Origin of the sequence: Lipingzhangella rawalii (assembly GCF_031628175.1) — a bacterium.
In the GTDB taxonomy this organism is placed as follows: Bacteria; Actinomycetota; Actinomycetes; order Streptosporangiales; family Streptosporangiaceae; genus Lipingzhangella_A; species Lipingzhangella_A rawalii.
On sequence record NZ_JAVLVT010000003.1, the window covers coordinates 267,578 to 289,689 of the forward strand.

The 22,112-nt window shown below is 69.0% G+C and carries 20 protein-coding genes; 8 read left to right on the plus strand and 12 right to left on the minus strand.

All coding sequences use genetic code 11. The annotated features are described in order from the left end of the window. Nucleotides 1-14 precede the first annotated feature (14 nt). Nucleotides 15-1,247, minus strand: coding sequence for a D-inositol-3-phosphate glycosyltransferase (mshA, locus tag RIF23_RS08010; protein ID WP_310912096.1), 1,233 nt, complete (start codon nucleotides 1,245-1,247; stop codon nucleotides 15-17). Nucleotides 1,248-1,650: 403 nt separating this feature from the next. On the opposite strand from mshA, the gene RIF23_RS08015 reads away from it, so the two are divergent. From RIF23_RS08015 to RIF23_RS08025, 3 genes are all read left to right on the plus strand, one after another. Further along, the gene (locus RIF23_RS08015) at nucleotides 1,651-2,007 is read left to right on the plus strand and encodes a BlaI/MecI/CopY family transcriptional regulator (RefSeq protein WP_310911769.1); all 357 of its coding nucleotides are present in this window, start codon (nucleotides 1,651-1,653) and stop codon (nucleotides 2,005-2,007) included. Between the two features lie 11 nt (nucleotides 2,008-2,018). Then, complete coding sequence (locus RIF23_RS08020; protein ID WP_310911770.1) at nucleotides 2,019-2,966, plus strand: M56 family metallopeptidase; 948 nt, start codon at nucleotides 2,019-2,021, stop codon at nucleotides 2,964-2,966. Nucleotides 2,967-3,082: 116 nt separating this feature from the next. Continuing rightward, nucleotides 3,083-3,421: a DUF2516 family protein gene (locus RIF23_RS08025; protein ID WP_310911771.1), complete on the plus strand. Its 339-nt coding sequence runs from the start codon at nucleotides 3,083-3,085 to the stop codon at nucleotides 3,419-3,421. Nucleotides 3,422-4,700: 1,279 nt separating this feature from the next. Here RIF23_RS08025 and RIF23_RS08030 read toward each other — a convergent pair. Genes RIF23_RS08030 through RIF23_RS08040 form a run of 3 tightly spaced genes read right to left on the minus strand, consistent with a single transcriptional unit; the run spans nucleotide 4,701 to nucleotide 9,205 of the window. Continuing rightward, the gene (locus tag RIF23_RS08030; RefSeq protein ID WP_310911772.1) at nucleotides 4,701-7,142 is read right to left on the minus strand and encodes a hypothetical protein; all 2,442 of its coding nucleotides are present in this window, start codon (nucleotides 7,140-7,142) and stop codon (nucleotides 4,701-4,703) included. Then, the gene (locus tag RIF23_RS08035) at nucleotides 7,139-8,218 is read right to left on the minus strand and encodes a neutral zinc metallopeptidase (RefSeq protein WP_310911773.1); all 1,080 of its coding nucleotides are present in this window, start codon (nucleotides 8,216-8,218) and stop codon (nucleotides 7,139-7,141) included. Before RIF23_RS08035 ends, RIF23_RS08030 begins: the two co-directional genes overlap by 4 nt. A gap of 18 nt (nucleotides 8,219-8,236) precedes the next feature. Next, the gene (locus RIF23_RS08040; protein ID WP_310911774.1) at nucleotides 8,237-9,205 is read right to left on the minus strand and encodes a neutral zinc metallopeptidase; all 969 of its coding nucleotides are present in this window, start codon (nucleotides 9,203-9,205) and stop codon (nucleotides 8,237-8,239) included. 252 nt (nucleotides 9,206-9,457) lie between these two features. Here RIF23_RS08040 and RIF23_RS08045 point away from each other — a divergent pair, with 252 nt between their 5' ends. Next, nucleotides 9,458-11,218 (plus strand): DUF2207 domain-containing protein, encoded by a 1,761-nt coding sequence (locus RIF23_RS08045; protein WP_310911775.1) that lies wholly within the window; start codon nucleotides 9,458-9,460, stop codon nucleotides 11,216-11,218. Nucleotides 11,219-11,245: 27 nt separating this feature from the next. Next, nucleotides 11,246-11,671 carry a D-aminoacyl-tRNA deacylase gene (gene dtd / locus RIF23_RS08050; RefSeq protein WP_310911776.1) on the plus strand — a complete coding sequence of 142 codons (426 nt, stop codon included), beginning with the start codon at nucleotides 11,246-11,248 and terminating at the stop codon, nucleotides 11,669-11,671. Between the two features lie 2 nt (nucleotides 11,672-11,673). Here dtd and RIF23_RS08055 read toward each other — a convergent pair whose 3' ends face one another. Beyond that, entirely contained in the window at nucleotides 11,674-12,381 is a 708-nt protein-coding gene (locus RIF23_RS08055; RefSeq protein WP_310911777.1) for a hypothetical protein, read from the minus strand. Between the two features lie 206 nt (nucleotides 12,382-12,587). Between RIF23_RS08055 and RIF23_RS08060 the strand changes: the two genes are divergently transcribed. Then, nucleotides 12,588-13,139, plus strand: coding sequence for a nitrobindin family protein (locus tag RIF23_RS08060; protein WP_310911778.1), 552 nt, complete (start codon nucleotides 12,588-12,590; stop codon nucleotides 13,137-13,139). A 452-nt stretch (nucleotides 13,140-13,591) separates the two neighbouring features. Then, complete coding sequence (gene ygfZ / locus RIF23_RS08065; protein WP_310911780.1) at nucleotides 13,592-14,635, plus strand: CAF17-like 4Fe-4S cluster assembly/insertion protein YgfZ; 1,044 nt, start codon at nucleotides 13,592-13,594, stop codon at nucleotides 14,633-14,635. Between the two features lie 47 nt (nucleotides 14,636-14,682). Here ygfZ and RIF23_RS08070 read toward each other — a convergent pair whose 3' ends face one another. Beyond that, nucleotides 14,683-15,369, minus strand: coding sequence for an alkylmercury lyase family protein (locus RIF23_RS08070; RefSeq protein ID WP_310912097.1), 687 nt, complete (start codon nucleotides 15,367-15,369; stop codon nucleotides 14,683-14,685). Next, nucleotides 15,369-15,674, minus strand: coding sequence for a hypothetical protein (locus RIF23_RS08075; RefSeq protein WP_310911781.1), 306 nt, complete (start codon nucleotides 15,672-15,674; stop codon nucleotides 15,369-15,371). Before RIF23_RS08075 ends, RIF23_RS08070 begins: the two co-directional genes overlap by 1 nt. Before the next feature lie 96 nt (nucleotides 15,675-15,770). Between RIF23_RS08075 and RIF23_RS08080 the strand changes: the two genes are divergently transcribed. Next, a complete protein-coding gene (locus tag RIF23_RS08080; protein WP_310911782.1) occupies nucleotides 15,771-16,175 on the plus strand; it encodes a heavy metal-responsive transcriptional regulator in 405 nt (134 codons plus the stop codon). A gap of 64 nt (nucleotides 16,176-16,239) precedes the next feature. Here RIF23_RS08080 and RIF23_RS08085 read toward each other — a convergent pair whose 3' ends face one another. From RIF23_RS08085 to hpt, 5 genes are all read right to left on the minus strand, one after another. After that, nucleotides 16,240-16,950, minus strand: coding sequence for a type 1 glutamine amidotransferase (locus tag RIF23_RS08085; protein ID WP_310911783.1), 711 nt, complete (start codon nucleotides 16,948-16,950; stop codon nucleotides 16,240-16,242). Between the two features lie 12 nt (nucleotides 16,951-16,962). Continuing rightward, nucleotides 16,963-18,225 carry a Mur ligase family protein gene (locus RIF23_RS08090; protein WP_310911784.1) on the minus strand — a complete coding sequence of 421 codons (1,263 nt, stop codon included), beginning with the start codon at nucleotides 18,223-18,225 and terminating at the stop codon, nucleotides 16,963-16,965. Between the two features lie 307 nt (nucleotides 18,226-18,532). Next, complete coding sequence (folE, locus tag RIF23_RS08095) at nucleotides 18,533-19,159, minus strand: GTP cyclohydrolase I FolE (protein ID WP_310912099.1); 627 nt, start codon at nucleotides 19,157-19,159, stop codon at nucleotides 18,533-18,535. A 2-nt stretch (nucleotides 19,160-19,161) separates the two neighbouring features. Next, the gene (gene ftsH / locus RIF23_RS08100) at nucleotides 19,162-21,216 is read right to left on the minus strand and encodes an ATP-dependent zinc metalloprotease FtsH (RefSeq protein ID WP_310911785.1); all 2,055 of its coding nucleotides are present in this window, start codon (nucleotides 21,214-21,216) and stop codon (nucleotides 19,162-19,164) included. 285 nt (nucleotides 21,217-21,501) lie between these two features. After that, on the minus strand, nucleotides 21,502-22,053 hold the full coding sequence (gene hpt, locus RIF23_RS08105; RefSeq protein ID WP_310911786.1) for a hypoxanthine phosphoribosyltransferase: 552 nt from the start codon (nucleotides 22,051-22,053) through the stop codon (nucleotides 21,502-21,504). Nucleotides 22,054-22,112: the final 59 nt, after the last annotated feature.

A 22,112-nucleotide genomic window follows, 5' to 3' on the forward strand; every position in this document is an offset into this window, starting at 1 on the left:
GTCCGCCCCGGCACTCAGGCGGGTGCGGACTGTGCCGGTGTTCCCAGGGTCGACTGGTAGACGTCGAGGAGGCCGTCCACCGTGGCGGACCAGCCCAGACGTTCGGCGTGCTGACGTGCCCCGGCAGCCAGCCGTCCCCACCAGGCCTGGTCCCGTACCAGGCGGGCCAGTTCGCTGGCGTAGTCGGTGGGATCGTGACCATCGACCAGAACTCCAGAGATCCCCTCACGTACGGCGAGCGGTAGCCCACCGACCCGGGCGGCAAGCACCGGGGTCCCGCACGCCTGGGACTCCACGGCTACCAGACCGAAGGACTCGGCGTGTGAGGGAACGACGGTTGCGGTGGCCGCCCGGTAGTAGGTGGCGAGGTTGGTGCCGGACGTGGGTCCATCCATCCGGACCAGGTCGCGAACACCCAGTTCGGCGGCGAGCTGGAGGAGACGCCGGGGCTCGGCGGGCTCGCCCGAGGAGCCGCCCACGAGCGCGACCACCAGGCGGTTCCGCAGCTCGGGGTGGCGGTGCACGAGCTGCGCGGCGGCCCGAATCAACACCTCCGGGCCTTTGAGCCGTTGGATCCGCCCGGCGAAAAGCAACAGCAGGGTGTCCGTCGGCAGCCCCAGCTCGGCGAGGGCCGCCGAGCGCGACCCCGGGGTGAAGACCTCGAGGTCGGCGCCGGGCGGAACGATCGTCACGCGGCTCGGATCGGCCCCGTAGTGCTGGGCGAGCTGCTCGGCCTCCACCGGAGTGTTCGCGACGATCCGGTCCGCGGAGCGCACCAGGTGGGCCTCGCCACGGAGCCGCGCCTCGGGCTCGGCGGAGACCCCGGCCGCGGGCCGAGCGAGATCCTTGACCCGCGCCAACGTGTGCATGGACTGCACCAGAGGGACACCCCACCGCCGAGCCACGGTTACGCCCGCACGTCCGCTGAGCCAGTAGTGACCGTGCACCACATCGTAGGGCTGCCCCGCCGCTTCGGTTCGCAGCACTCCGAAGATGAAGGGGCACAGATAGCGGGTGAGGCTGTTCTTGTCCAGTTCGCCAGCCGGACCGGCCGGAATGTGGTGCACGTCCACTCCGGGGGCGAGCTCCACCGTCGGGGGCTGGTCGAGACTCGTGGCGCGCGTGAACACGTCCACGGCCGCCCCGCGCCGCGCCAGCCGCTTGGTGATTTCGGCCACGTAGACGTTCATGCCTCCCGCGTCGCCGGAACCGGGTTGTTCCAGTGGGGAGGTGTGCATGCTGAGCATCGCGATGCGTCGTGGCGTCGACGCGACCGCGGGGCTCGAAGTGTCCTCGGCCTGGGCCTCTCGCTGGACCCGCAACTGCCGCACTGTCGTCTCGCTCCCTGATCCCGACTCTGCTGGAGGTCCACCCAGCCCAAACGCCGGCACGTGGGCCTCTGTTCCCGGGACCCAATGATGACGTCCGAGCGGATCCACTCCGGCATCCGGGGTGGCGCTGGCACAGGACACCCCTCGGGCGGTAGCCAGGGGTGATGCGTGGACGGGGAGGGCGCTTCTGGGGGCGCCCACCAGGCGAGGGGTTGGGAAATGCCAATGAGGGGGGTGGGGATGGGCACTGGGCACCCCGCGTCCACACTCCTCCGGGGGCACTACGCGACGTAGTAGGTGGCGCAGTAGACTGAACCTCATGAATCGGCTCGGTGATCTGGAACGCGCGGTCATGGACGTACTCTGGGAACGGGGCGAGCCGTTGACGGTGCGCGAGGTAGGTCGTGCCCTCGCGGATCGGGACCTGGCACACACGACGGTGATGACCGTCCTCGACCGATTGGCGAAAAAGGGTATCGTCGAACGGACACGTGAGGGACGGGCCTGGCGGTACCAGCCAGCTGCCAGCCGGGAAAGCTACGTCTCGGAACTGATGATGGACGCCCTGGGACAGACGGGCAACCGGGACGCCGCGCTCGCTGCTTTCGTCCGGTCCATGAGCGGACCGGAAGCGGAGGCGCTACGGCGCGCCCTCGGAGAAACGGACGACACCTAGGACGCAACCGTATGGTCAGTGCCGCGCTTCTTACCGCGATCTCGGTGGGATGCCTGCTGGGAGCGGTGTGTCTGCGCCGTGCCTCCTGGCCCATCCGTGGACCGCACGTCGCCGTGGTTGTCTGGCAGGCACTGGGGCTGGCGTGGGGTATCGCAACGATCGGCGCCCTACTCGCCTTCGCTGTCGCCCCGTACGGCTTGGGCGTGGTCGGGGGAATCTCGGCGCTGTACGCCGAGGCCCGCTCCGGGGGAGTTTCGCTGGCCCGGCTGGACGCCTCCCCCTTCGGCGCCGCCGAGCTGGGGGCGCTTCTGGCCGCCCTGGCGCTGACCGCGCTGCTGTGTTCCGCGCTGGCGGTGTCCCTGTTCCAGGTGCTGCGTACCCGGCGTCGGCACCGGGAGCTGCTGCGGCTGGTGGCCCGGGATGATCCCGAGGTTCCCGGCGCGCGCGTGCTCGACCATCCGGGAACCGCCGCCTACTGCCTGCCCGGGATCACCGGTGCGCAGGTGGTGATCAGTACCGGGGCGGTCGCTGTGCTCCAACGGCGGGAGTTGTCCGCGGTGCTCGCGCATGAGCACGCGCATCTACGGCAGCGTCACGACCTGGTGTTGCTTCCGTTCTCCTCGCTCAAGCGCGCGTTTCCGAAGGTGCCGTTCGTCGAGTCCTGCTACAGCGCGGTCGCTCTGTTGATCGAAATCTGTGCCGACGATCACGCCCGCCGCACCCACTGCGCCCGGGAACTAGCCACGGCGCTGCTGCGGTTCGGATCCAGTGGCAAGGGCACGGTTCCGCCCGGGGCGCTGGCCGCGCAGGCGGACTCGTCCGAGCCCGAGGTGGTGACCCGGGTATCCCGCCTGTTGGACCCGACCCTGGAGCTGTCCCGCACGGCGACAGCCGGGGCGCTGCTGTTCGCCACCACGCTGATGACCACCACCATGGCCCTGTGGAAGATCCCGTTCTAGCGGGAAGCGTGGTAGCCACTCGGGCGGCTCGGGCACGCACGGGGTGCCTCGCGCGTTTAGTCTGAAGAAGGAAGCCAACCCGCGCCTGGCGGGTTGAACGTCGAGGGTGGGGTTCGATGGATGCCGCGCTGGTGACAATCCCGGGAGTGACTTCGGTCGCCAATATCCTGTTCTGGCTGATCTTCGTCGCGGTTTTCGTGGTCTCGCTGTACGCGCTGGTGGATGCGGCGAAGCGCCCCGCGGAAGCGTTCGTGGCGACGGACAAGCAGACCAAACAGCTCTGGCTGATTCTGCTGGGGGTGGCGACCCTGGTCGGGTTTATCACCGTGTTCGGTGGTTCCCGCATCCTGTTCCTCACGATCGCTGCCGGTATCGTCGCGGGAATCTACCTGCTGGACGTGCGGCCGGCCCTGAACGCGATCACCGGGGGGCGGGGCCCGTACGGCCCCCGTTAGGGCTGGTTTTTGGCAGGTCTGCGGGGTGGGGTGCTGGTCGTGCCGCCTCGGTGGGAATGGGCGGAGGCCAGGAACGCTCCGTTGTCGAGTGAGCGCTACTGGCTGCGCTGATGCGCGCCGATCCGCCCAGGCGAGAGGGACAGCAGCCGCACCCACCCTGGGCCATGGGGGCAGCCCCGCCGGGTGTACATGAGAGCCAGCAGGAGGCGTTCGGGACGCTCCCGCACCCGCACGCTCCCCGGGGAACGTGCGGGTGACGGTGATTGGTTGCGGCACGCGCCGTCTCGGCCGCCGGCGGCGTCGCGTCCCGGTGGTTACCGCTGGTGTCCCGTTCCCTGGGGCGCTCCCCCGCACGACGGCCAGCGGGGACGTGGGTGCGGCGCCCGCGGGGGCGCCTCCCGCTGCCCGGGGAGCGTTTTCCGGCACGGTGGCCAGCGGGGACGTGGGTGCGGCGCCCGCGGGGTGGCTCCGTGGTGGGGGGGGCGGCGTGGTTTTCTGCACGACGGCCAGCGGGATACGGGGTGTGCTGGGGGTGTTCTGTTGGGCCGGATGGCCCTGCGTGCGGTGGCCAGCGGTGAGTGGGGGCCGCTGTGCACATCCCTGCGGTCCATCAGAAACCCGGCCCCCACCTCATAGCCCCCGGGCCACCATCAACCGGAGCAGAGGAATCCGCCCGCACCACCCACTCTGCACGAAGGGATACGCCCAGCAGCCGCCGCTCCCCCGCGCTCGTTGGCCGTGGTGCGGCGGAGGGCACCCCCGGACGCGACGCCGCCCGCGGCCACCACCCGCCGGATGGCAGGAGACGTCCTCGCGCCGGGTTCTTCAGAGGGTGTGGCGCTGGTGACTGCGGTTAGCTGCACGCGCTGCGGTAGCCACCGGCCGCGCGCACCCGTAACCAACGACCATCACCTGGGCGCCTGTGGATGAATCACGCGCCGCAGGCGCCCCACCGTGGGAGTCGTCGTTGAGTGGCCCATGGCACCCCCATCACGGGGCACCCCCAGGACTACGCGCCGCCCCCACGTCCCGTTGGCCGCCGTGCGGGGGAGCGCCCCAGGGAACGGGACACCAGCGGTAACCACCGGGGCGCGACGCCGCCGGCGGCCGAGACGGCGCGTGCGGATCGACGATTGCCGCGACCACAACCCCCTCCCCTTCCCAAGGGGGTGGGGTCGGGGACGAGGACGGAGCGGACGTCGCCAGGCCAGGCCCAGCCTCGCTCCCCCCAAGAAGGCAAGCCCTGGTTGTACTGCCCCGTGGGGCGAGCCAACACTCGTCACTGGTCGACAGGCCGCCCCGAGTGGCCGGTTCCGGACTGGCTCCGCGGTTCGGGTATGGAGGTCTCACCCTCGGAAACCTGTGCCTCGGAATCGTTCCAGCCGCAGAGATGACGGACGAGTTCCCACAGGGTGGACGCGTAGGCGGCGTCGCGGGTGTACCAGGCGTGCCCGGAGATGGGCGGCGGCAACGCCTCCCCCGGCGCGCGGCGTAGCGCCCGCGGATCGGGCAGGGGTGCACACTGCGGGATGGTTTCCCGGCTGAGATGGATCGGCCCACCGATCGCGTCGGTGGCGCGCCACAGGTTGCGCCAGTGGCTGATGCGCGTGGCCAGATCGTCCAGTGCGGCCGGCCCGAAGTAGCTCGGGAAGTAGCGGGCGTAGAGCCGGTACAGGGGAGAGCCGTGTGTGAGTAGGGCCACTCGGTCCTGGGCATGGTGGGGAAGCTGCCACACGGCGGCGGCCGCCAGCACCGAGCCCTGGGAGTGGCCGGAGAACAGCACCGCGCTGCCGCTACGGGTGAGTTCCGTGACCCGGCACACCAGCTGGGGCACGGCCCGCTCGGTGTAGCACGGCGGGGCCAGCGGATGGGCCCCGCGGGGCCAGAAGGTGCCAATATCCCACACGATCCCCAGCATCTGGCGGGTGGGCTTGTCCTGGTACGCGGCACGGCCCAGCCACACCAATGCGCCCAGGAGCAGGGCTCCCAGCAGTGAGCCGGCCGGAACGAGCCATGCCAGCAGCGAACCGAGCCAGCCGGGGCCGTACGTGCCGAGCGCCTGGGGTGTCAGGCTGGCCTGGCCACCGTCCGGGGGCAGCGGGAAGAGCCATCCGCCGACTGCGGCCACGAGTATGGTGCCGGTGAGTGCGAGCACCGGGACGAGCATGATGGTCGCCAGCAACGGCAGGCGTTCGGTGAGCTGGCCATGGGCGATGGCGCGGGTAACGCGGTCCTGGCGTTGTGGATGCTCGGTCCAGTCGGTGTAGGTGCGCGCGGCCAGGCGTCCGGCCCGGGCGTGTCTGCGTCGTTCCAGCAGCCACACCAGTGGGAGGACCACGACGGTTGTGGCTGCCACCAGCACCAGGGTCAGCTGGAGCCACGGGTAAACCACCGGAGTGGTGAAGGCCAGGCAGCCGGCCTGCTCCGCTCCCGGATACAGGCATCCCCCGAGCCATTCGGGTACCTGGGTGCCGAGGGCCGCGCTGAACACACCGCCGAGGAACAGGCCGAGCAGCGCTGCCGCTGGACCCGCCATTCCGCGCATCGCCGTGGTGGCACGGGCCCGACTGCCGCGGTACAGGGCGATCGCGAGGACCGCAAGTATCAGCACTAGGACCGCCTGGATCGTGAACAGCGCGGTGAGCAGGGTGGCGAGCCCCGGCAGGGACCCGTCGGGGGTCCAGGTGGGACGGGGCCACAGTGCGGCATAGCCGGCGGCAGCGAGCACAGCGGCCAGGGCGAGGTTCCGCACCCAACGGCCGATGGGATCCGCCCAGCCGTGCCAGGCCGAGTCCGGAACGGCTACCAGTGCCACACAGCAGGTGGTGAGGATCGCCAGCAGCAGAGCCAGGCCGAACCCGGTCAGGCGGGCGGCAGGTTCGTGGTCCCACCCCAGAGGCGCTGTGATCAGCAGTGCGGCGATAACACAGCAGGCCAGCGCGATGTGTAAACAGCGGAGGCCGCCAACCAGACGGTATCCGCGCCAGAAATCCGGGTGGCTGAGGGGGGCGGGATGCTGCGCGATCGGGGCGGGGGTGTTGGGGTCGTCCTGGACGGTTGTGCCCGTGGCCGACCGGGGGGCCGCGTGGGGCTCTTCGCCGGCGCACACAGCCTCGAACCGGCCGCCGGTACGCCGGGAGAGCCGCCACAGCACCACGAGGACGAGCAGGGGAAGTACCGCCCCGACCACGAGTGCGGTCCCCGTTTGGGCCAGGGGGGCGCCGGGGGCGGCCAGGAATCCCAGCCAGGGGCGCAGCTCGGCACAGTCGGTGCCGTAGCCGGCGCACTGCCAGGCCACGAGATCCATGCCGATCCCGGCGGCCGCGGTGATGAGCAACGCGGTGAGGCTCAGTGCGAGCAGTCGGACCACGGCACCGTAACCGTGATTGGCCCACAGGTGCCGGCGGCTGGCGCCCGGGCCGAGGCGTCGCGGCCGCATCCAGTAGGCCAGATTGACCAGGAGAAACGGAAACAGGAGGAGCCACAGTGCCCGGGTGGGAGTACCGGAGGTGAGGTTGCCCCAGGCGAAAACCTCACGGCGAACGCCGGGGCGGGTCTCGGCGTCTGCGGCCGTGCGTCGCTGGAAAAAGCCGGCGAGCTCGTCCCCGCCCACCCGTTTCACCGGGACAACGTCCAGCAGTTCGGTCGCCACACCCCCGCTGACTCCGTGAATGCGGAGCTCGACAACATCGGGGGTGGTGGGGTGGGGGTCGATGGTCACTGCACCAGTTCCTCGTCGGCGGTCCAGGTGTTACATGCGCCGGGTCGCTGCTCGGTGAACCCCGCGTGGGTCCAGTATTCGCTGTTGTCCGCAGTCCCGTGGGTGCGTTCGTCCTCGTCGAGCTCGTCCTGCTCCCCCCGGCCCGCGGCGCTGGTGTCATCGGCGGTGGCCCGCGCGTCCTCCAGGAGCACCTGTACGTCGTCCTCATCGAGGGGATAGGTGACCGCGATGGAGCCGAGGAACACCCCGGCCAGACAGTCCGCCTGAAGTTCGCTGCGGCGGGTCCACTCGTTGCGTTCGGCGGTGGTGGGGGCCTCACTGCGCTGGTCGTGGTAGTACTCCAACAGTCCGGCCTCACTTTGGACATGGTGCGCGTACTCGTGGCTCAGCAGGGAGGCGTAGACGACGCCGTTGGTCTCGCCCAGCCACTTCTCCACCACGTCGGAGGTCCCGATGTAGATTCCGGAGCTGGCCCGGCAGTAGAAGGCACCGGCGGCCGAGGGGTAGTCGCGACAGGGGCTGGTCCCGGGCTCGGACCAGAACACCCGGTTCGCGGGCTCGAACGGAAGATCCGCCCGGGCGAACTGGGTGGACCAGGCATCATCGAGACAGTCGGCGACCGCGTTGAGGAAGGTCTCCATGGACGTGGAGTCGTGCACGTTCAGGTCCGGAACCGGGCAGGGCCGGGGGGCGAGTGGCTCGGTGCCGTAGAGGGGATTGTCCAGGAGCGCTTCCGCCCCGCTGGGTCTGCGCGTGTCGTCGTTGCTGTCCTCATCTGCGGCGTCCGCGTCCGGTGTGGCCGCATCCGGGCCGGCACCTCCGGGGCTGTGCTGGTCCTGCTGGCCCGGTTCGGCCGCCCCCAGGTCCTGCCCCTGGGGGCGCGGGAAGGCGGGTTCATCCGCAGGCGTCTCCGTGGAGTCGGTCGACTGACCCGCCTGGTCGGCGCGGTCGGTCTGCGACGTCTCGGACGGCTGTGGTGCGGGCTCGGCTCGGACCACGGTCCACACGAGTGTGGCCAGGAGAAGTGCCACAACCGCGAGTGCCGCGTGCAGGGCGCTCCGCGAACTCAGCCGCACGTTCCTCCACTCGATCGACTACTCGACCAGCTCATCCCGTGCGTCCCAGGTGTTGCAGGCGGCCGGATCCTGCCGGTCCAGGCCGTGCTCGGTCCACATCGCCCCGTTCTCCGGTGTGCCGTGGGTCCGTTGGCGCTCCGGCTCGACGTCACCGCGGGTTCGCACATCTTCGAGGATATTCCCGCGCTCCTCCTCCCCAATCGGGAAACTCTCCGCAACCGATCCCAGGAAGGCACCGCCCAGACAGTTGGCCTGGAGCTCACTGCGACGGGTCCAGGCCTCCTTGCGTTCCGCGGTGCTCTCGGCCCCCCGCGTGGCCTGGTAGTAGTCCAGGATCCCGGCTTCTCCCTGCACGTGGTGCCCGTACTCGTGGCTCAGCAGCATGGAGTACTTTTCGGGCTCCTTGGCGTGCTGGGTGTTTTCCACAATGTGTTCCACCCCCAGGTACAGGGCCTGGTTGGCACGGCAGTAGAACGCGGCCGTGTCGGCGGCGGGATAACGCCCACAGGGGCTTTGTCCCTCGGTCATCCAGTACACGCGGGTCGGGGGGCTGAACGCGAGGTCGGCGGTGTCGAACTGTCGTTCCCAGGTGTCGTCCAGGCAGTCCGTGAGCTCGTGTAGGTAGGCCTCCATCGACTCTGGCTCGGTGACGTCGAGGTCGGGTGCGGGGCAGTCGCTGCTGTCCAGAGGCCCGGTGTCGTACAGGGCGTTGGCAACGAGAATCTCGTGCTCGATGCCCTCGGATCCGGCCCCTTCCTCGGGGATCTCGGAGGTCGCGCCGGTGGGTTCCATCTCACTGGCGGGGGCCGCGGGCGCCAGTGCGGTTCCGCTGGCCTGTTCCTCCATGATCGTCGCGGCACTGACGAATCCGGCGAGCCCGATGGCGCCCAGCCCCGCCGCGACCACCCCGAGGACCCCGAAACTGAACCGTTGGCGCTGCTGGTGCGGCCGGGGCCGCAGTCCGGAACGTTTCTCCCGCACCAGCATGGATTCCGTCCTCACCATCCTTAGCTCAGCCATGACCTGTGCCACGTTCAGCTCGTATTCAGGAGCAACTTTCCAATTATGCAGGTGGCGGTGACGTCGCAGCGAGGGCCTGTCGCGGCCGATCATGGCCACGTTGCCCTGGTCACCACGATCGGGCTGGATCGTGCCGCCCCGAACGGCACCGGATAGGCTCACTTCGCGATGTGGTGGTTGCGACGTCGGCTCAGGGGCGCGGGCACGGTGGTGCTCGTGGTGTTCGGGCTGCCCGCGCTACTGGGCGTCACCACGCCCCTACAGGATTCCGCGCAGCCGGGCACGGAGCCCACGTCCGGTCCACCGTCCACGCTCGACACCGTCGAGGCGGGCGACGGTATCGCCAACCAGATGCGGCTGGTCATCGACCGCGACGGTGTCCTTCGGGTCACCGAGCGGATCAGTTTCGCCGGCGAGGTTCCCGAGGAGTTCACCCGCACCTTCCTGGTACGTGAGCCCTACGACAGCGAGTTGGATCAGCTCTATCCGATCGACGGCGTGCGGGCCGAGGACCATGCCGGCTCCCGGGTCGATGTGCAGACCGATGCGGGCCGCGAAGTGACCAGGCTGGTCATGGACACCTCACAGGTCAGCTCTCCGACGCCGGGAGCTGTTCCCACCCTGGTCCTGCGGTACGAGGTCCGGGGGGCTACGGTGCATCTCGGTGACCGGGTGGAACTGGACTGGCTGGCGGTGGGTGGCTACAGCCGGCCGGTCGCCGAAACCCAGATCGAGGTAGACGCGCCGCTTCCCCCCAGTGCCCTGTCCTGCGCGGCCGGGGATCCCCGCAGCACCATCTACTGCACCTCCTCTGGTATGGGTGGACACGAGGCGTTGATCGCCCAGTTCACCCAGGCTGAGCTCGCCCCGGGCGAGATCTTGCGGATCAACGTGAACTATCCCGGGGAGAGCCCGGCCTACGGTCCGATCACCGATCGCCCGTTCTCGCTGACCTCGGCCTTCCGCATCACGCCGCTCACCGGTGGGGTGTTTGCGGCCATCCTGCTGGTGCTCGTCGGGGGGCTGGTGCTGCTGATCCGTGCCCGGGGTCGGGAGGAACGGATCCAACGGGCGGAGATGGCCGCCGGCGACCATGCGCCGGTGGTCTGTGAAAGCTCCGGGATGCGGTTCGAACCACCCGATGGTGTGCACCCGGGCCAGATCGGCACCCTGGTCGACGAGCAGGCCGACGTGGTCGACATCACGGCGACCGTGGTGGATCTGGCTGTGCGCGGCTACATGGAGATCGAGGAACTTCCGGCGTCCGGCCGTGCGGGCGTGGAGCGGCTGGCCGCCGTGGACTGGCGCCTGTTCCGCAGCGCCACCCCGCCGGCCAACGACCGGCTCCTTCCCTACGAGCAGCTGGTGCTGGATGCACTGTTCCAGGACGGAGACACGATCCGAGTCTCGGATCTGGGCGAGGGGTTCGCGGACCGCCTGGCCGAGGCTCGGGACGAGCTCTATCGGGACATGGTGCATCTGGGGTGGTTCGCCCGTCGGCCCAACAAGGTCCGCAACCGGTGGACCACCCGCGGGATGGTGCTCACGGCGGCGGGGATGGTGCTGACGGTCGTTCTGGCGATCCAGACCACGCTGGCCTTCATCGGCCTCGCGGTGATCATCGCTGGGGCCGCGGTCACGGTCGGTGCGAACTACATGCCGGCCAAAACCGCCCGTGGAAGTACTGTTCTGGCGCACACCCTCGGTTTCCGCCGCTACCTACAGCGGGCCCGGGCCAGCGACATTCCCGAAGAGGAACGGCTTTCCGTGTTCTCCCACTACCTGCCGTACGCGATCATCTTCGACAATGTGAACGTCTGGGTTCGCATCCTCGCGACGGAGCTCCGCAACGAGGACCTGCCGTGGTTCCACGGCCCCGACACCTGGCACCGCGACGATGTCGCCCGCTCCATATCGACCTTCGTGGTGACCCTGTCCGGGGTGATCTCCAGCACTCGACCGTTCCGCACGTTCATCTGAGCACGAGCTGATTGGGGGAAGCCGGCATTGCGTGCCGTGGTTCAACGTGTGAGCAGCGCCAAGGTCACCGTCGAGCAGGCGGTGGTCGGCGAGCTGCGGGAGGAAGGGCTGCTGGCCCTGGTGGGGGTAACCCACACCGACGGGAAGGAGGAGGCGCGTCGCCTGGCCGCGAAACTGTGGAATCTCCGGCTACTGCGGGACGAACGGTCCTGTGCCGAGTTGGGTGCCCCACTCCTGGTGGTCAGTCAGTTCACCCTGTACGGCGACGCTCGCAAGGGTCGACGGCCGACCTGGCACGCGGCCGCTCCGGGGCCGGTGGCCGAACCGATGGTTGAGCAGGTTGTCACCGAGCTTGAGCAGCTCGGTGCGCGCGTCGAGACGGGGGCGTTCGGGGCCCAAATGTCGGTCAGCCTCACCAACGAGGGTCCGATGACCCTGTTGCTGGAGGTCTGAGGTCAGTTCCGGGCCTCGGCCGGGACGACGTGCGCGATATGCAGCTTCTGGCCGTCCGGTGCGGCCAGTACGGCACGGCCGTCGCGCAGAACGACCTGGCCGTGCACCTCGAGCAGGTCACCCGGGCACACAGCCCACTCGCGGTACTCGAACTCGATGGTCTCACCGCGGAATACCCCGATGATCTGACCGCGGACCCGGTTGAGGAGGTCGTCCCCCGCCACCCGCGCTCCCGGCTGGCTCGGACCCACCACCCGTCGCAGGCACAGCCGCACCTGGCTCACCTCCGCCCCCGTAGGGTCCACCAGCATCCCGGCGGCGTCATCCGGTGTCTCCGCCGTGAGGCCGAAGTCAGTCTCCGCAGCGTACTCGGCGATCGAGTCGGCCCGGCGCGCGCGTTCGGGGCCGGACGCCGCGGCATCCGCACCCTCCGTGGGCGATGCCCAGTAGTGGCGCAGCACCTCGTGGCCGTGCCAGACACATTCCACCCCAGCCAGTCCGGAGGCCTGCACCCCACACGTGCCCACGGTGGCTCGACCACGCACCGTTACCCGCTCCCCGACCCGGGATCGCGCCTCGGACGGGGACAGGGCGGCGCTGCCGCTGTTGGCCCGCCGGCTGCGCCACAGTAGTACCAGCAGCCCCGTCGCCACCAGCACGACCAGCGCGATCCCCAAGCCCGTCACCGTTTCCGCCTCCCAAGCCCTCACCGATCAACTGCCCCGCCCCTGACTACCACCCCGCACCGATGCCCAACTCCCGTGCGTGGCAGATGGTTGTGCACAGTAGTACCTCATCGACAAACACCGGGAACGAACACTGGATGACGTCGGTGCGGACCGTGGCGAACACCGCAGCGACCCATCGACGTGTTCCGGGACCAGGTGCCCCCTGGCGGCCGCTAGTCTCGGGGACTATGCACGTAGAACAGCACCCGGCACTGGCCCGTATCGCGTTCCTCATTGGTCGCTGGGAGGGCGTTGGAGTGGCCGGATACCCGGAGGCGGAGGAGTTCCAGTTCGGTCAGGAGGTCGAGTTCAGCCACGACGGCCTGCCCTACCTGAACTACACGAGCCGGGTGTGGCGCATGAACCCGGACGGCTCCCTCGGCGAGTTCGTGACCGCGGAGTCCGGGTACTGGCGGGTCCGGCTGGATGAGGACACCAACGACACCGGGACAGGCACCGGTGACAGCGAGGATCCGGAGAAGACCGTTCACGTCGAGGCCCTCATCTCGCACCCCGAAGGGTTCAGTGAGGTGTACGTCGGCAACGTGTTCGCCAACCGCATCGAGATGTACACCGACGTGGTGATGCGTACCGAGACCGGCTTGCAGGCCACCGCCAGCCACCGTCTCTATGGCCTGATCGGGGAAGACCGGGAAAACCTCGGCTACGCCTGGGATCTGGCCGCGCACGGGCACGAACTTCAGTCCTACATGTCCGCGCAGCTCAAGCGCGTGGCCTGACGCCGCACGGGGTGTCCGCCCCGCAGTCGAAACCTGCCAGCGCCAGGGACCGTCCAGCAGGACGGACGGTCGTGTGTGGCCCGTAGCGGAGGCGCGAACCGACGCACCCCCACAGAACCGGGACAACGGCCACCCCCGACATGGGCAGGCTCCCGGGCCTACTCCACCGCGGCCGGGACGGCAACGGCGGGACCGGCTGGACTAGGCCGGTCACCCGGGAGCCTGGGTGTCCGTTGTGGATTCGCTGGGCGAATCCCTACCGAGGGCTGCCCTAGCGGACGGACACCTCGCGAGTCCGATAAGCATGCATTCTTCGGACCACCTCCTTTCCCGCGTGCGATCGACATTAGGGCACGTCACCAGATCGGGCAAGAAGTTTTTCGCACGCCGGCACTCTCGCTTCCCGACCCACGCGGGTTGACCACCGAGGCCATCCGCATAGGCTCGCAGGCATGGGGGAATCGAGCTTGCTGGACCGCCCCGGCGCCGTCGCCGCCGAGGAGCCCGACACCGACATCGCCGCCCACTACGGCGAACCGGTCGCCGAACAGCGCGCCCTGGACAGTGCCGTGGGCTGGGTCGACCGCAGCAACCGTGGTGTGGTGCAGGTCAGCGGACCGGACCGGCTGGGTTGGCTGCACAGCCTCACCAGCCAGTATCTGGACGGTCTGACTCCGGGCAGCGCCACCGAGGCGCTGCTCATGGACACCAACGGGCGGATCAACCACCATCTGACTCTGGTGGAAGACGGCACCGCGGTGTGGATCCACACCGAGCCCGGCGGTGCGGCGGACCTGGCGGCGTTTCTGGACTCGATGCGGTTCATGTTGCGGGTTGAGGTCGCCGACCGCACCGCGGACTACGGAGTGCTGACCCTGCGCGGCCCGCAACGTTCCCAGATCGACCCCGGTGAGCTACTGGCCGACCGCCCGGAAGGTCCACAGCTCGTGCTGCGTCAGGCCGAGCATGAAACCGACCTATTCGTGCCGCGGGAGTGGTTGGTGGACGTCGCCACGGAACTCAGCAACGCTGGAGTCCGACCGGCGGGACTGTGGGCCTACGAGGCGCTGCGCGTGGCCGAGCACCGCCCGCGACACGGTCTGGACAGCGACCACCGTGCCATTCCGCACGAGATGGGCTGGGTGGGTCCAGCTGTGCACCTGGAGAAGGGCTGCTACCCCGGCCAGGAGACCGTGGCGCGGGTCCACAACCTGGGCCGGCCTCCGCGTCGACTGGTGATGCTGCATCTGGACGGGCACGCCGACCGGCTTCCCGCCCGCGGCTCCGCGGTCGAGTACAACGGCCGCTCCGTGGGCACACTGGGCACCACCGCCCGTCACCACGAGCAGGGGCCGATCGGACTTGCCCTGGTGAAACGCTCCATCCCGGTGGATGCCGAGTTTTTGGTGGACGGTGTGGCCGCCGCCCAAGAGGTCATTGTCAGCCCGGACACCGGCGCGAACGCCGATATTCAGATCCGCCGCAAGCCGGCATAGCCGCGACCCAGCAGGACGTGCGGGACCGGCGCGGTCCCGCACGGGCGTCACGGTGTCCCGAGGAGCGTGCCGAACGTCCGAATCCCCAGCCGAACAGCCTGTTCTTGGTCGAGTACCGTGTAGGTGACCTCGGGATTCCGGCGCGACCACTCCTCGGCGCCCTCACGGTCGGCGAAGAAGTTCACCGTCTCGCAGCACACCGAGGCTGCCGGACCGGTGACGGGCCTCGCCCCAGCGAGGACAACCGCATGCCGCGGCTGCCAGCGGGCCGGGTACGTATCCCCAGCTCGGGCCCTCGCCGCCGCCTCCACCATCACCGCGGCTCCGGTCCGTGGGTCGGCCGACTCGATCACGGCATCGGTACGCAACATCGCTGGGATCCCCAGCGCGTCGACGGCACACATCGCCCACGGTGTGGCGCCGCCGCTGATGCGCACGCGGTGGGCGGTGGGCTGGGTGGAGAAGGGATCGGCCAGACGGATCGCACCGGTGGTGTCGAGCCCGGTCACGTCATTCCGCGCCAGCTCGGCCAGCACCCCCGCACGCTGCTCCTGGTCCGCGCCGACTGTGTCGGCGAGCTCGGCGGGGCTGGGCGGCCGCGCCGAGCTCGCGAACGAACGCAGGATGGCCTGATGCGCTGCCCGGTGTACGGCGGTGTCGGGAATGCCGCTGCGCGCGGCGGTGTCAAACACCGCGTGCAGCGGCTCCGGTAGGCGGCAGCCGCAGTCTGCCATCACGCATGCCCCTTCTCGATCGCCGTGCGGATCTGTGCGGTGGTGGGCACCGGGCAGGTGTCGTGGTCCTCACCCGGGCAGACCCGACAGGAGACCGATGGGACGGTATCGGGTGGCGCCATCGGGTCGACGCCGTTCACGAGCAGCGTGGGCGACCCGTGCATACCCCACTCCTCGGCCTGCGCCTGCTCGGTCACCACCACCCGCTGGACCGCGATGCCCGGGAAGTCCCTCAGGACCTCGGCCAGGCGCTCCTCCAGGATCGCCGCAGTGGGGCACTCCGGTACCGACAGTACGGTCAGCACGGCACATCACCCCTTTCTCGAACAGTCGTTGCGCTCGGATACCGGGCACGCTAGACCTTCCCCCGCACTGGAAGGTCAAGTGCGTAGAGTGGAGGAATGCGGATTGGGGAGTTCGCGCGCGAGGCCGGGGTCACCGCGAAGACGGTGCGGTTCTACGAGCAGACCGGGCTCCTGCCGCAGCCGCCACGCACAGCCGCTGGATACCGCGACTACGCGCCCGGCGACGTCGAACGGCTACGGTTTGTTCGCTCGGCCCAGGCCGCGGGACTGTCCCTGGCCGAGATTGGCGAGGTCCTGCGCCTGAGCGACAGCGGGCAGCGCCCCTGTGCCCATGTGCGCGACATCCTCACCGCCCATCTGGAGCAGGTCGAGGAACGTCTCGTGGAACTGCGCGATGCCCGCGCACGGCTGCTGCGCCTCGCGGAGATCGCCGAGGCCACCGATCCGGGCGACTGCCCTCCGGAGTCGGTGTGCCGAATCCTGCGGAACCACGCCAGCTAGAGCCATGACTGTCGGGCTCGGTTTCGGGACCAGGGGAGGTGCCCCCGCGGCGTCCCGCGGAGGCTCAGCCGGCAGCGGCCAGTCGCTCCTCGTGTAGGCGCTCGCTCCAGGAGGGCGGCAGCGGCGGCAGATCGCCCATGGCCCAGCCCAGCAGCACGTCGGCCAGCGCCGGGTTGCGGGGCAGAATCGGCCCGTGCAGGTAGGACCCGATCACCCGCCCGCGGAAACACCCCTCGGTCCCGTCGCCGTTGCCCACGCCAACCCGGGTCTCAGCCAGAGGCGCGACCCCCGGGCCCAGGGCGGTTCGTCCCTGGTGGTTCTCGAAACCGGTGAGCTGCCCCACTCCCAGGGCCGGCGCCGCGTCCGCGACCACCTCACCCACGGCCCGATGCTGTCCCCGGCCGCTGCGGATATCGAGCAGCCCCACCCCCGGAAGGGGGTTGGCCTCGTCGTCACCGAAGCTTTCCCCCACGATCTGGTAGCCGGCGCAGACCGCGAGCACCACCGCACCGTCCTCCGCGGCCCGCAGCAGTCCACCGCAAGCCCGCAGCCGGTGCGCCGCCAGAACCTGGGGCCGGTCCTCGCCCCCGCCGAGCAGATAGATGTCGCCTTCCCGGGGCACCCGGTCACTGGAGTTGACGTGCACGATCTCGGTGCACACACCGCGTTGTTCGGCCCGGCGCCGGAGAACCAGCGCGTTTCCCTGGTCCCCGTAGGTACTCAACAGGTCTGGGTACACCCAGACGATGCGCAGTGTGGAGCTGGTGTCGGTCATGGTGGTCCCCTGTCACACCACGCGGCCGTAGGCCGCACGGATCTGCTGGAAGGCGGTGTAGTTGGCGATGACGTCCACCGTTGTCAGCTTGGGCCACTGGGACGACAGTCGACGCAGGGCGGCGTCCACGGTCCCCTCCGGGACCACCTCGAAGTCCACCCCGTCCACGTCCAGGCGGAGGGCGAGGTCGGTGGACCGCTCCCCCAGAACCAGTACTTGTCGTCCTCGCAGCACGCTGTAGTCGACATCCCACAGCCAGGAGGTGTCCCGCCCGTCGGGTCCCCGTGCGTTCACGGCCAGGAGCACGGGGCACGGTGGGGGGTCCAGGATCGTGAACGACTCCAACCATCCGGCGGGATTCTTCGCCAGCAGGAGGCGCAACTCCACCCCGGCCACATCGACCGAGGTGTAGCGTCCCGCGACCGAGGCGACCTCGCGCATCCGCGGTAGGGCCACTGCCGGTTCCATCCCGAAGGTGGCGACGGTGGCCAGGGCCAAGGCGGCATTGGCGCGGTTGGCGTCCCCGGGGAGGTGTAGCCGCACCGGATACTCCTGCCCGTCCGGCCCGGTCAGGGTGTCCGTGTCGTGATCCACGCTCCAGCTGGGCTCGGGACGGCGGAGGCCACATTCGGGGCACTCCCACAGGGGGTCGGTTTCCCGCTTCAGGTGCCCACCGCACTCCGGACAGCACCAGGAGTCCTCTTTCCACCGCTGCCCGGCCGACACCCACACGGCGCTGGGGGCACCCAGGCCGGCCCAGGCGACCAGGGGATCGTCGGCGTTGGCCACCACGCGACTCGCGGACGTGGCCAGGGCGTCCCGCCATCGCTTCGCGAGGAGGTTGATTTCGGTGGCGCGGTCCATCTGGTCCCGACTGAGATTGAGCAGGGCCACGACCTGGGGCTGCGTCTCCCGCAGCACCTGGGGCAGATACTTCTCGTCCACTTCGAGGACGGCATGGGCAGCGCGGGACTGTGCGGCCAGGGCGGTGACGTGGCCGCTGGGCATATTGGCGCCGTGCTCGTTGGTGGCGACCGCACCGAGCTCCCCGAGCGCGGTGGCCACCAGCCGGGTGGTGGTGGTTTTTCCGTTGGTAGCGCTGACCAGGGCCACGTTCCGGCGGCGGGCCAGCTTGCTCAACAGCCGGGGCTCGATCACCTGCGCGACCCGTCCCCCGATGACGGAGCCGTCGCCCCGGCCCGTGGCCCGGGACATCCAGGCCAGGCCATTACCGACGGTCATCGCTGCACGGGCACGCAACGGAATGCCACTCATTGTTCCCACCGGATCGCCAGCAACGAGAATCCCACCTTGCCCCACCGTTTCCGGGTCAGATTCCCAGCGTATGCGTGGAACGTGGCCGATCGTCGAACCTATGACACGTGTCGCGACGATCCATTACTCTCCGTACTCGAGTCGGTGACGGAACGGGAACGGGAACTGGGGGTGCAGCGGCCCCGGCACGCCCGTCGAGGCGGCCGCGCGCCGGACCCCATCGGCCTGATGCCCCATGGCCTGGAGGGCGGCTCCGATTCGCCAGAGCCCCGCTGGGGCTTCCCAGCCCGGCTGTGGGGGATCGTTCCTATCGCCGGCCGAGAATCAGGCTCATGGCCTCGGCGCGGGTTTCGTCCCGCTGCCGGAAGCTGCCCCGAACTGCCGAGGTGAGCGTTTTCGCGCCCGGCTTGCGCACACCCCGCATGGTCATGCACAGGTGCTCCGCTTCGATGACCACAATCACGCCCAGCGGGCGCAGGTTCGCCATCAGCGCGTCCGCCACCTGGGAGGTGAGGCGTTCCTGCACCTGGGGGCGGCGGGCGAAGACGTCCACCAGCCGCGCCAACTTCGACAGACCGGTGATCTGCCCCTTCTCGTTGGGGATGTAGCCGACGTGGGCCACTCCGAAGAACGGCACCAGGTGGTGCTCACAACTCGAGTAGACCTCGATGTCCTTGACCAGGACCAGCTCGTCGTGGTCGGCGTCGAACACCGTGGTGAGCACGTCCTCCGGAAGCTGGCGCAGCCCCTCGAACTGCTCGGCGTAGGCGCGCGCGACCCGGGCCGGCGTGTCCACGAGCCCGTCCCGCTCGGGGTCCTCCCCGATCGCCAACAGGATTTCCCGTACGGCCCGCTCGATGCGGTCCTGGTCCACCCCGTCCCGCGTGGCGGGGACGGGGGTTTCGAACTCCCCCGACTCGTCGGGCTGTGCCACACTCACGCCCGGTCCTCACCATCCTCACTACCGTCCACGTTTGCCTGGGTCTCCGTGGACTCCGTGGACTCTGCGGAACGCACGGTTGGACTCTGCCCGTTACCACCGGTCAGATCCGCCACGTCCGCGGGCCCCAGAGTCGAGAGTTCCCGGGGGGAGGTGACCGGGGGACGGTCCGAAGGCACACGCTTGCCGTACCCGGTGTAGGAGCCGCGCGTGGGGCGCTTGCTCACCGGCGCGAAGATCTCCAGCACTTCCTCCTTGCTGAGGGTCTCTCGCTCCAGCAGCTCCAGCACGAGATTGTCCAGCACCTCGCGGTACTGGGCGAGGACCTCCCAGGCCTCGTCGTGAGCGGACTCGAGTAGCCGGCGCACCTCCTCGTCGATGATGGAGGCGATCTCCTCGGAGTAGTCGCGCCCATGGGCAACCTCCCGGCCCACGAACGGCTCACCGTTGCCGTCGCCGAACTTCCGGGCGCCGAGTCGCTCACTCATCCCGTACTCGGTGACCATCTTCCGGGCCAGTGCTGATGCCTTCTCGATGTCGTTGGCCGCGCCGGTGTTAGGCTCGTGGAACACGAGCTCGTCCGCGGCCCGCCCGCCCAGCATCATCGCCAACTGGTCCATCATCTCCGATCGGGTGGTCAGGAACTTGTCCTCGATCGGCAGGGTCATCGTGTAGCCCAGGGCCTGGCCCCGCGGCAGGATGGTGACCTTGTGTACCGGGTCGGCGTTCGGGAGGGCGTGCGCCACCAGGGCGTGCCCACCCTCGTGGTAGGCGATCGCCTTCTTCTCCGCCTCGGACATCGCTCGGGTCTTGCGTTCCGGTCCGGCCATCACCCGGTCGATGGCCTCCTCCAGTGTGGCCATGTCGATCTGTTTCCGGTCGCTGCGGGCGGTCAGCAGCGCGGCCTCATTGATCACGTTGGACAGATCCGCACCGGTGAGGCCGGGCGTCCGCCGCGCGATCACGTCCATGTCCACGTCCGCAGCCATGGGTTTGCCGGCGGCGTGCACCCCGAGAATGCCCTTGCGGCCCTCGAGGTCGGGCCGGTCGACCACGATCTGGCGGTCGAACCTGCCCGGGCGGAGCAGGGCCGGGTCCAGAATGTCGGGACGGTTCGTTGCCGCGATCAGAATGATCCCGCCCTTGACGTCGAAGCCGTCCATTTCGACGAGCATCTGGTTGAGTGTCTGCTCCCGCTCGTCGTGTCCACCGCCCATGCCGGCACCTCGGTGGCGCCCCACAGCGTCGATCTCGTCCACGAAAATGATCGCGGGGGCGTTCGCCTTGGCCTGCTCGAACAGGTCACGTACCCGACTCGCTCCGACACCCACGAACATCTCAACGAAGTCCGATCCGGAGATCGAGTAGAACGGCACCCCGGCCTCACCCGCGACGGCGCGCGCCAACAGGGTCTTGCCGGTCCCGGGCGGACCGTACAGCAGCACACCCTTGGGAATCTTGGCGCCGATCGACTGGAACTTCGCCGGATCCTGGAGGAAGTCCTTGATCTCGTGCAGCTCCTCGATCGCCTCGTTCGCCCCGGCGACGTCGGAGAAGGTGCTCTTGGGGGTGTCCTTGGTGATGAGCTTGGCCTTGGACTTGCCGAAGTTCATCAGGCGGGAACCACCGCCCTGCATCTGACTGAAGATGAACAGGAAGATGGCGATGATGATGATCAGGGGGATGAGCCCGAACAGCAGGGACATCCAGGCGCTGTCCTGCGGAACCTCAACGTTGTAGGCCTCGAGGTTGCCATCCGCGGCGTCCTGGTGCTCCTGGAGTAGCTCGGCGAGCTCCTGGCCCTGACCCTCGACCCAGTACCCTTCGAGGCGCTCCCCGTCGGTGGTCGTCAGCTCGATGCGCTGTTCCTTGTCGATCAGGAGCGCATCGCGAACCTCGTCGCCCGCCACAAGATTGTGGATGTCGGACGTGTCAGTCTCGGCGTAGTCCTCACCCGAGCCCAGTCCTGTGAAATTCAGGGCCACGACCACTGCGATGGCAACACCGATCAGCAGCAGCCACGGCCTGCGAAATATACGTTTCAACTTCATCGATCCGAACCCCGTCGGGTCCGTCCCTCCTGACCAGGCGGCCCGTCGTGCACCCCGCGACGCCCCGCTGCCGCTACCGACGCGACCGGGCACCAGGGCATGGCTCGGGACCTATCGGACAACTGCTCCCTACAATCGTGTCGCGGCTGTCGACCGTACCCCCCAATCGCGTGGGCATGTCGTGTCGATCGCTGCGACTGACTCCCGTCACGACTGCAACGACCACGCGCACCCCGGTTGTTCCCGGGGAGACAACGCCGGAGATCCGGCCGTTGCGACCTCCACCTACGAGTACATGTGCGGTGCGAGCGTTCCGATGAACGGGAGGTTGCGGTACTTCTCCGCGTAGTCGAGCCCGTAACCCACGATGAACTCGTTGGGCAGGTCGAACCCGACATAGCGAACGTCCAGTTCCACATCCAGTGCCAGCTCCTTGCGGACCATGGCACAAACCTCCACCGATGCGGGCCCCCGCGATCGGAGGTTACCAACGAGCCAGGACAGGGTGAGCCCGGAGTCAATCACGTCCTCGACAATCAGCACATTCCGCCCGGAAATGTCGATGTCGAGATCCATCAGGATCCGCACCACCCCCGAGGACGTGGTTCCCGCACCGTAGGACGAGACCGCCATCCAGTCCATCTCACAAGAGTGGTGCAGTTCACGCGCGAGATCGGCCATCACCATGACCGCTCCCTTGAGCACCCCCACCAGCAGCAGATCCCGCCCCGCGTAGTCGGCGTCGATCTCGGCGGCCAGCTCCGCGAGCCTGGTCTTGATCTCCTCCTCGGTCACCAGCACCGACTTGAGGTCCTGGCCCATGTCATTAAGATCCACGCTGCTGATCCTCGCAGGTCTCTCGGCACCGAACGACACCCAGGATAGGACGACAGCGA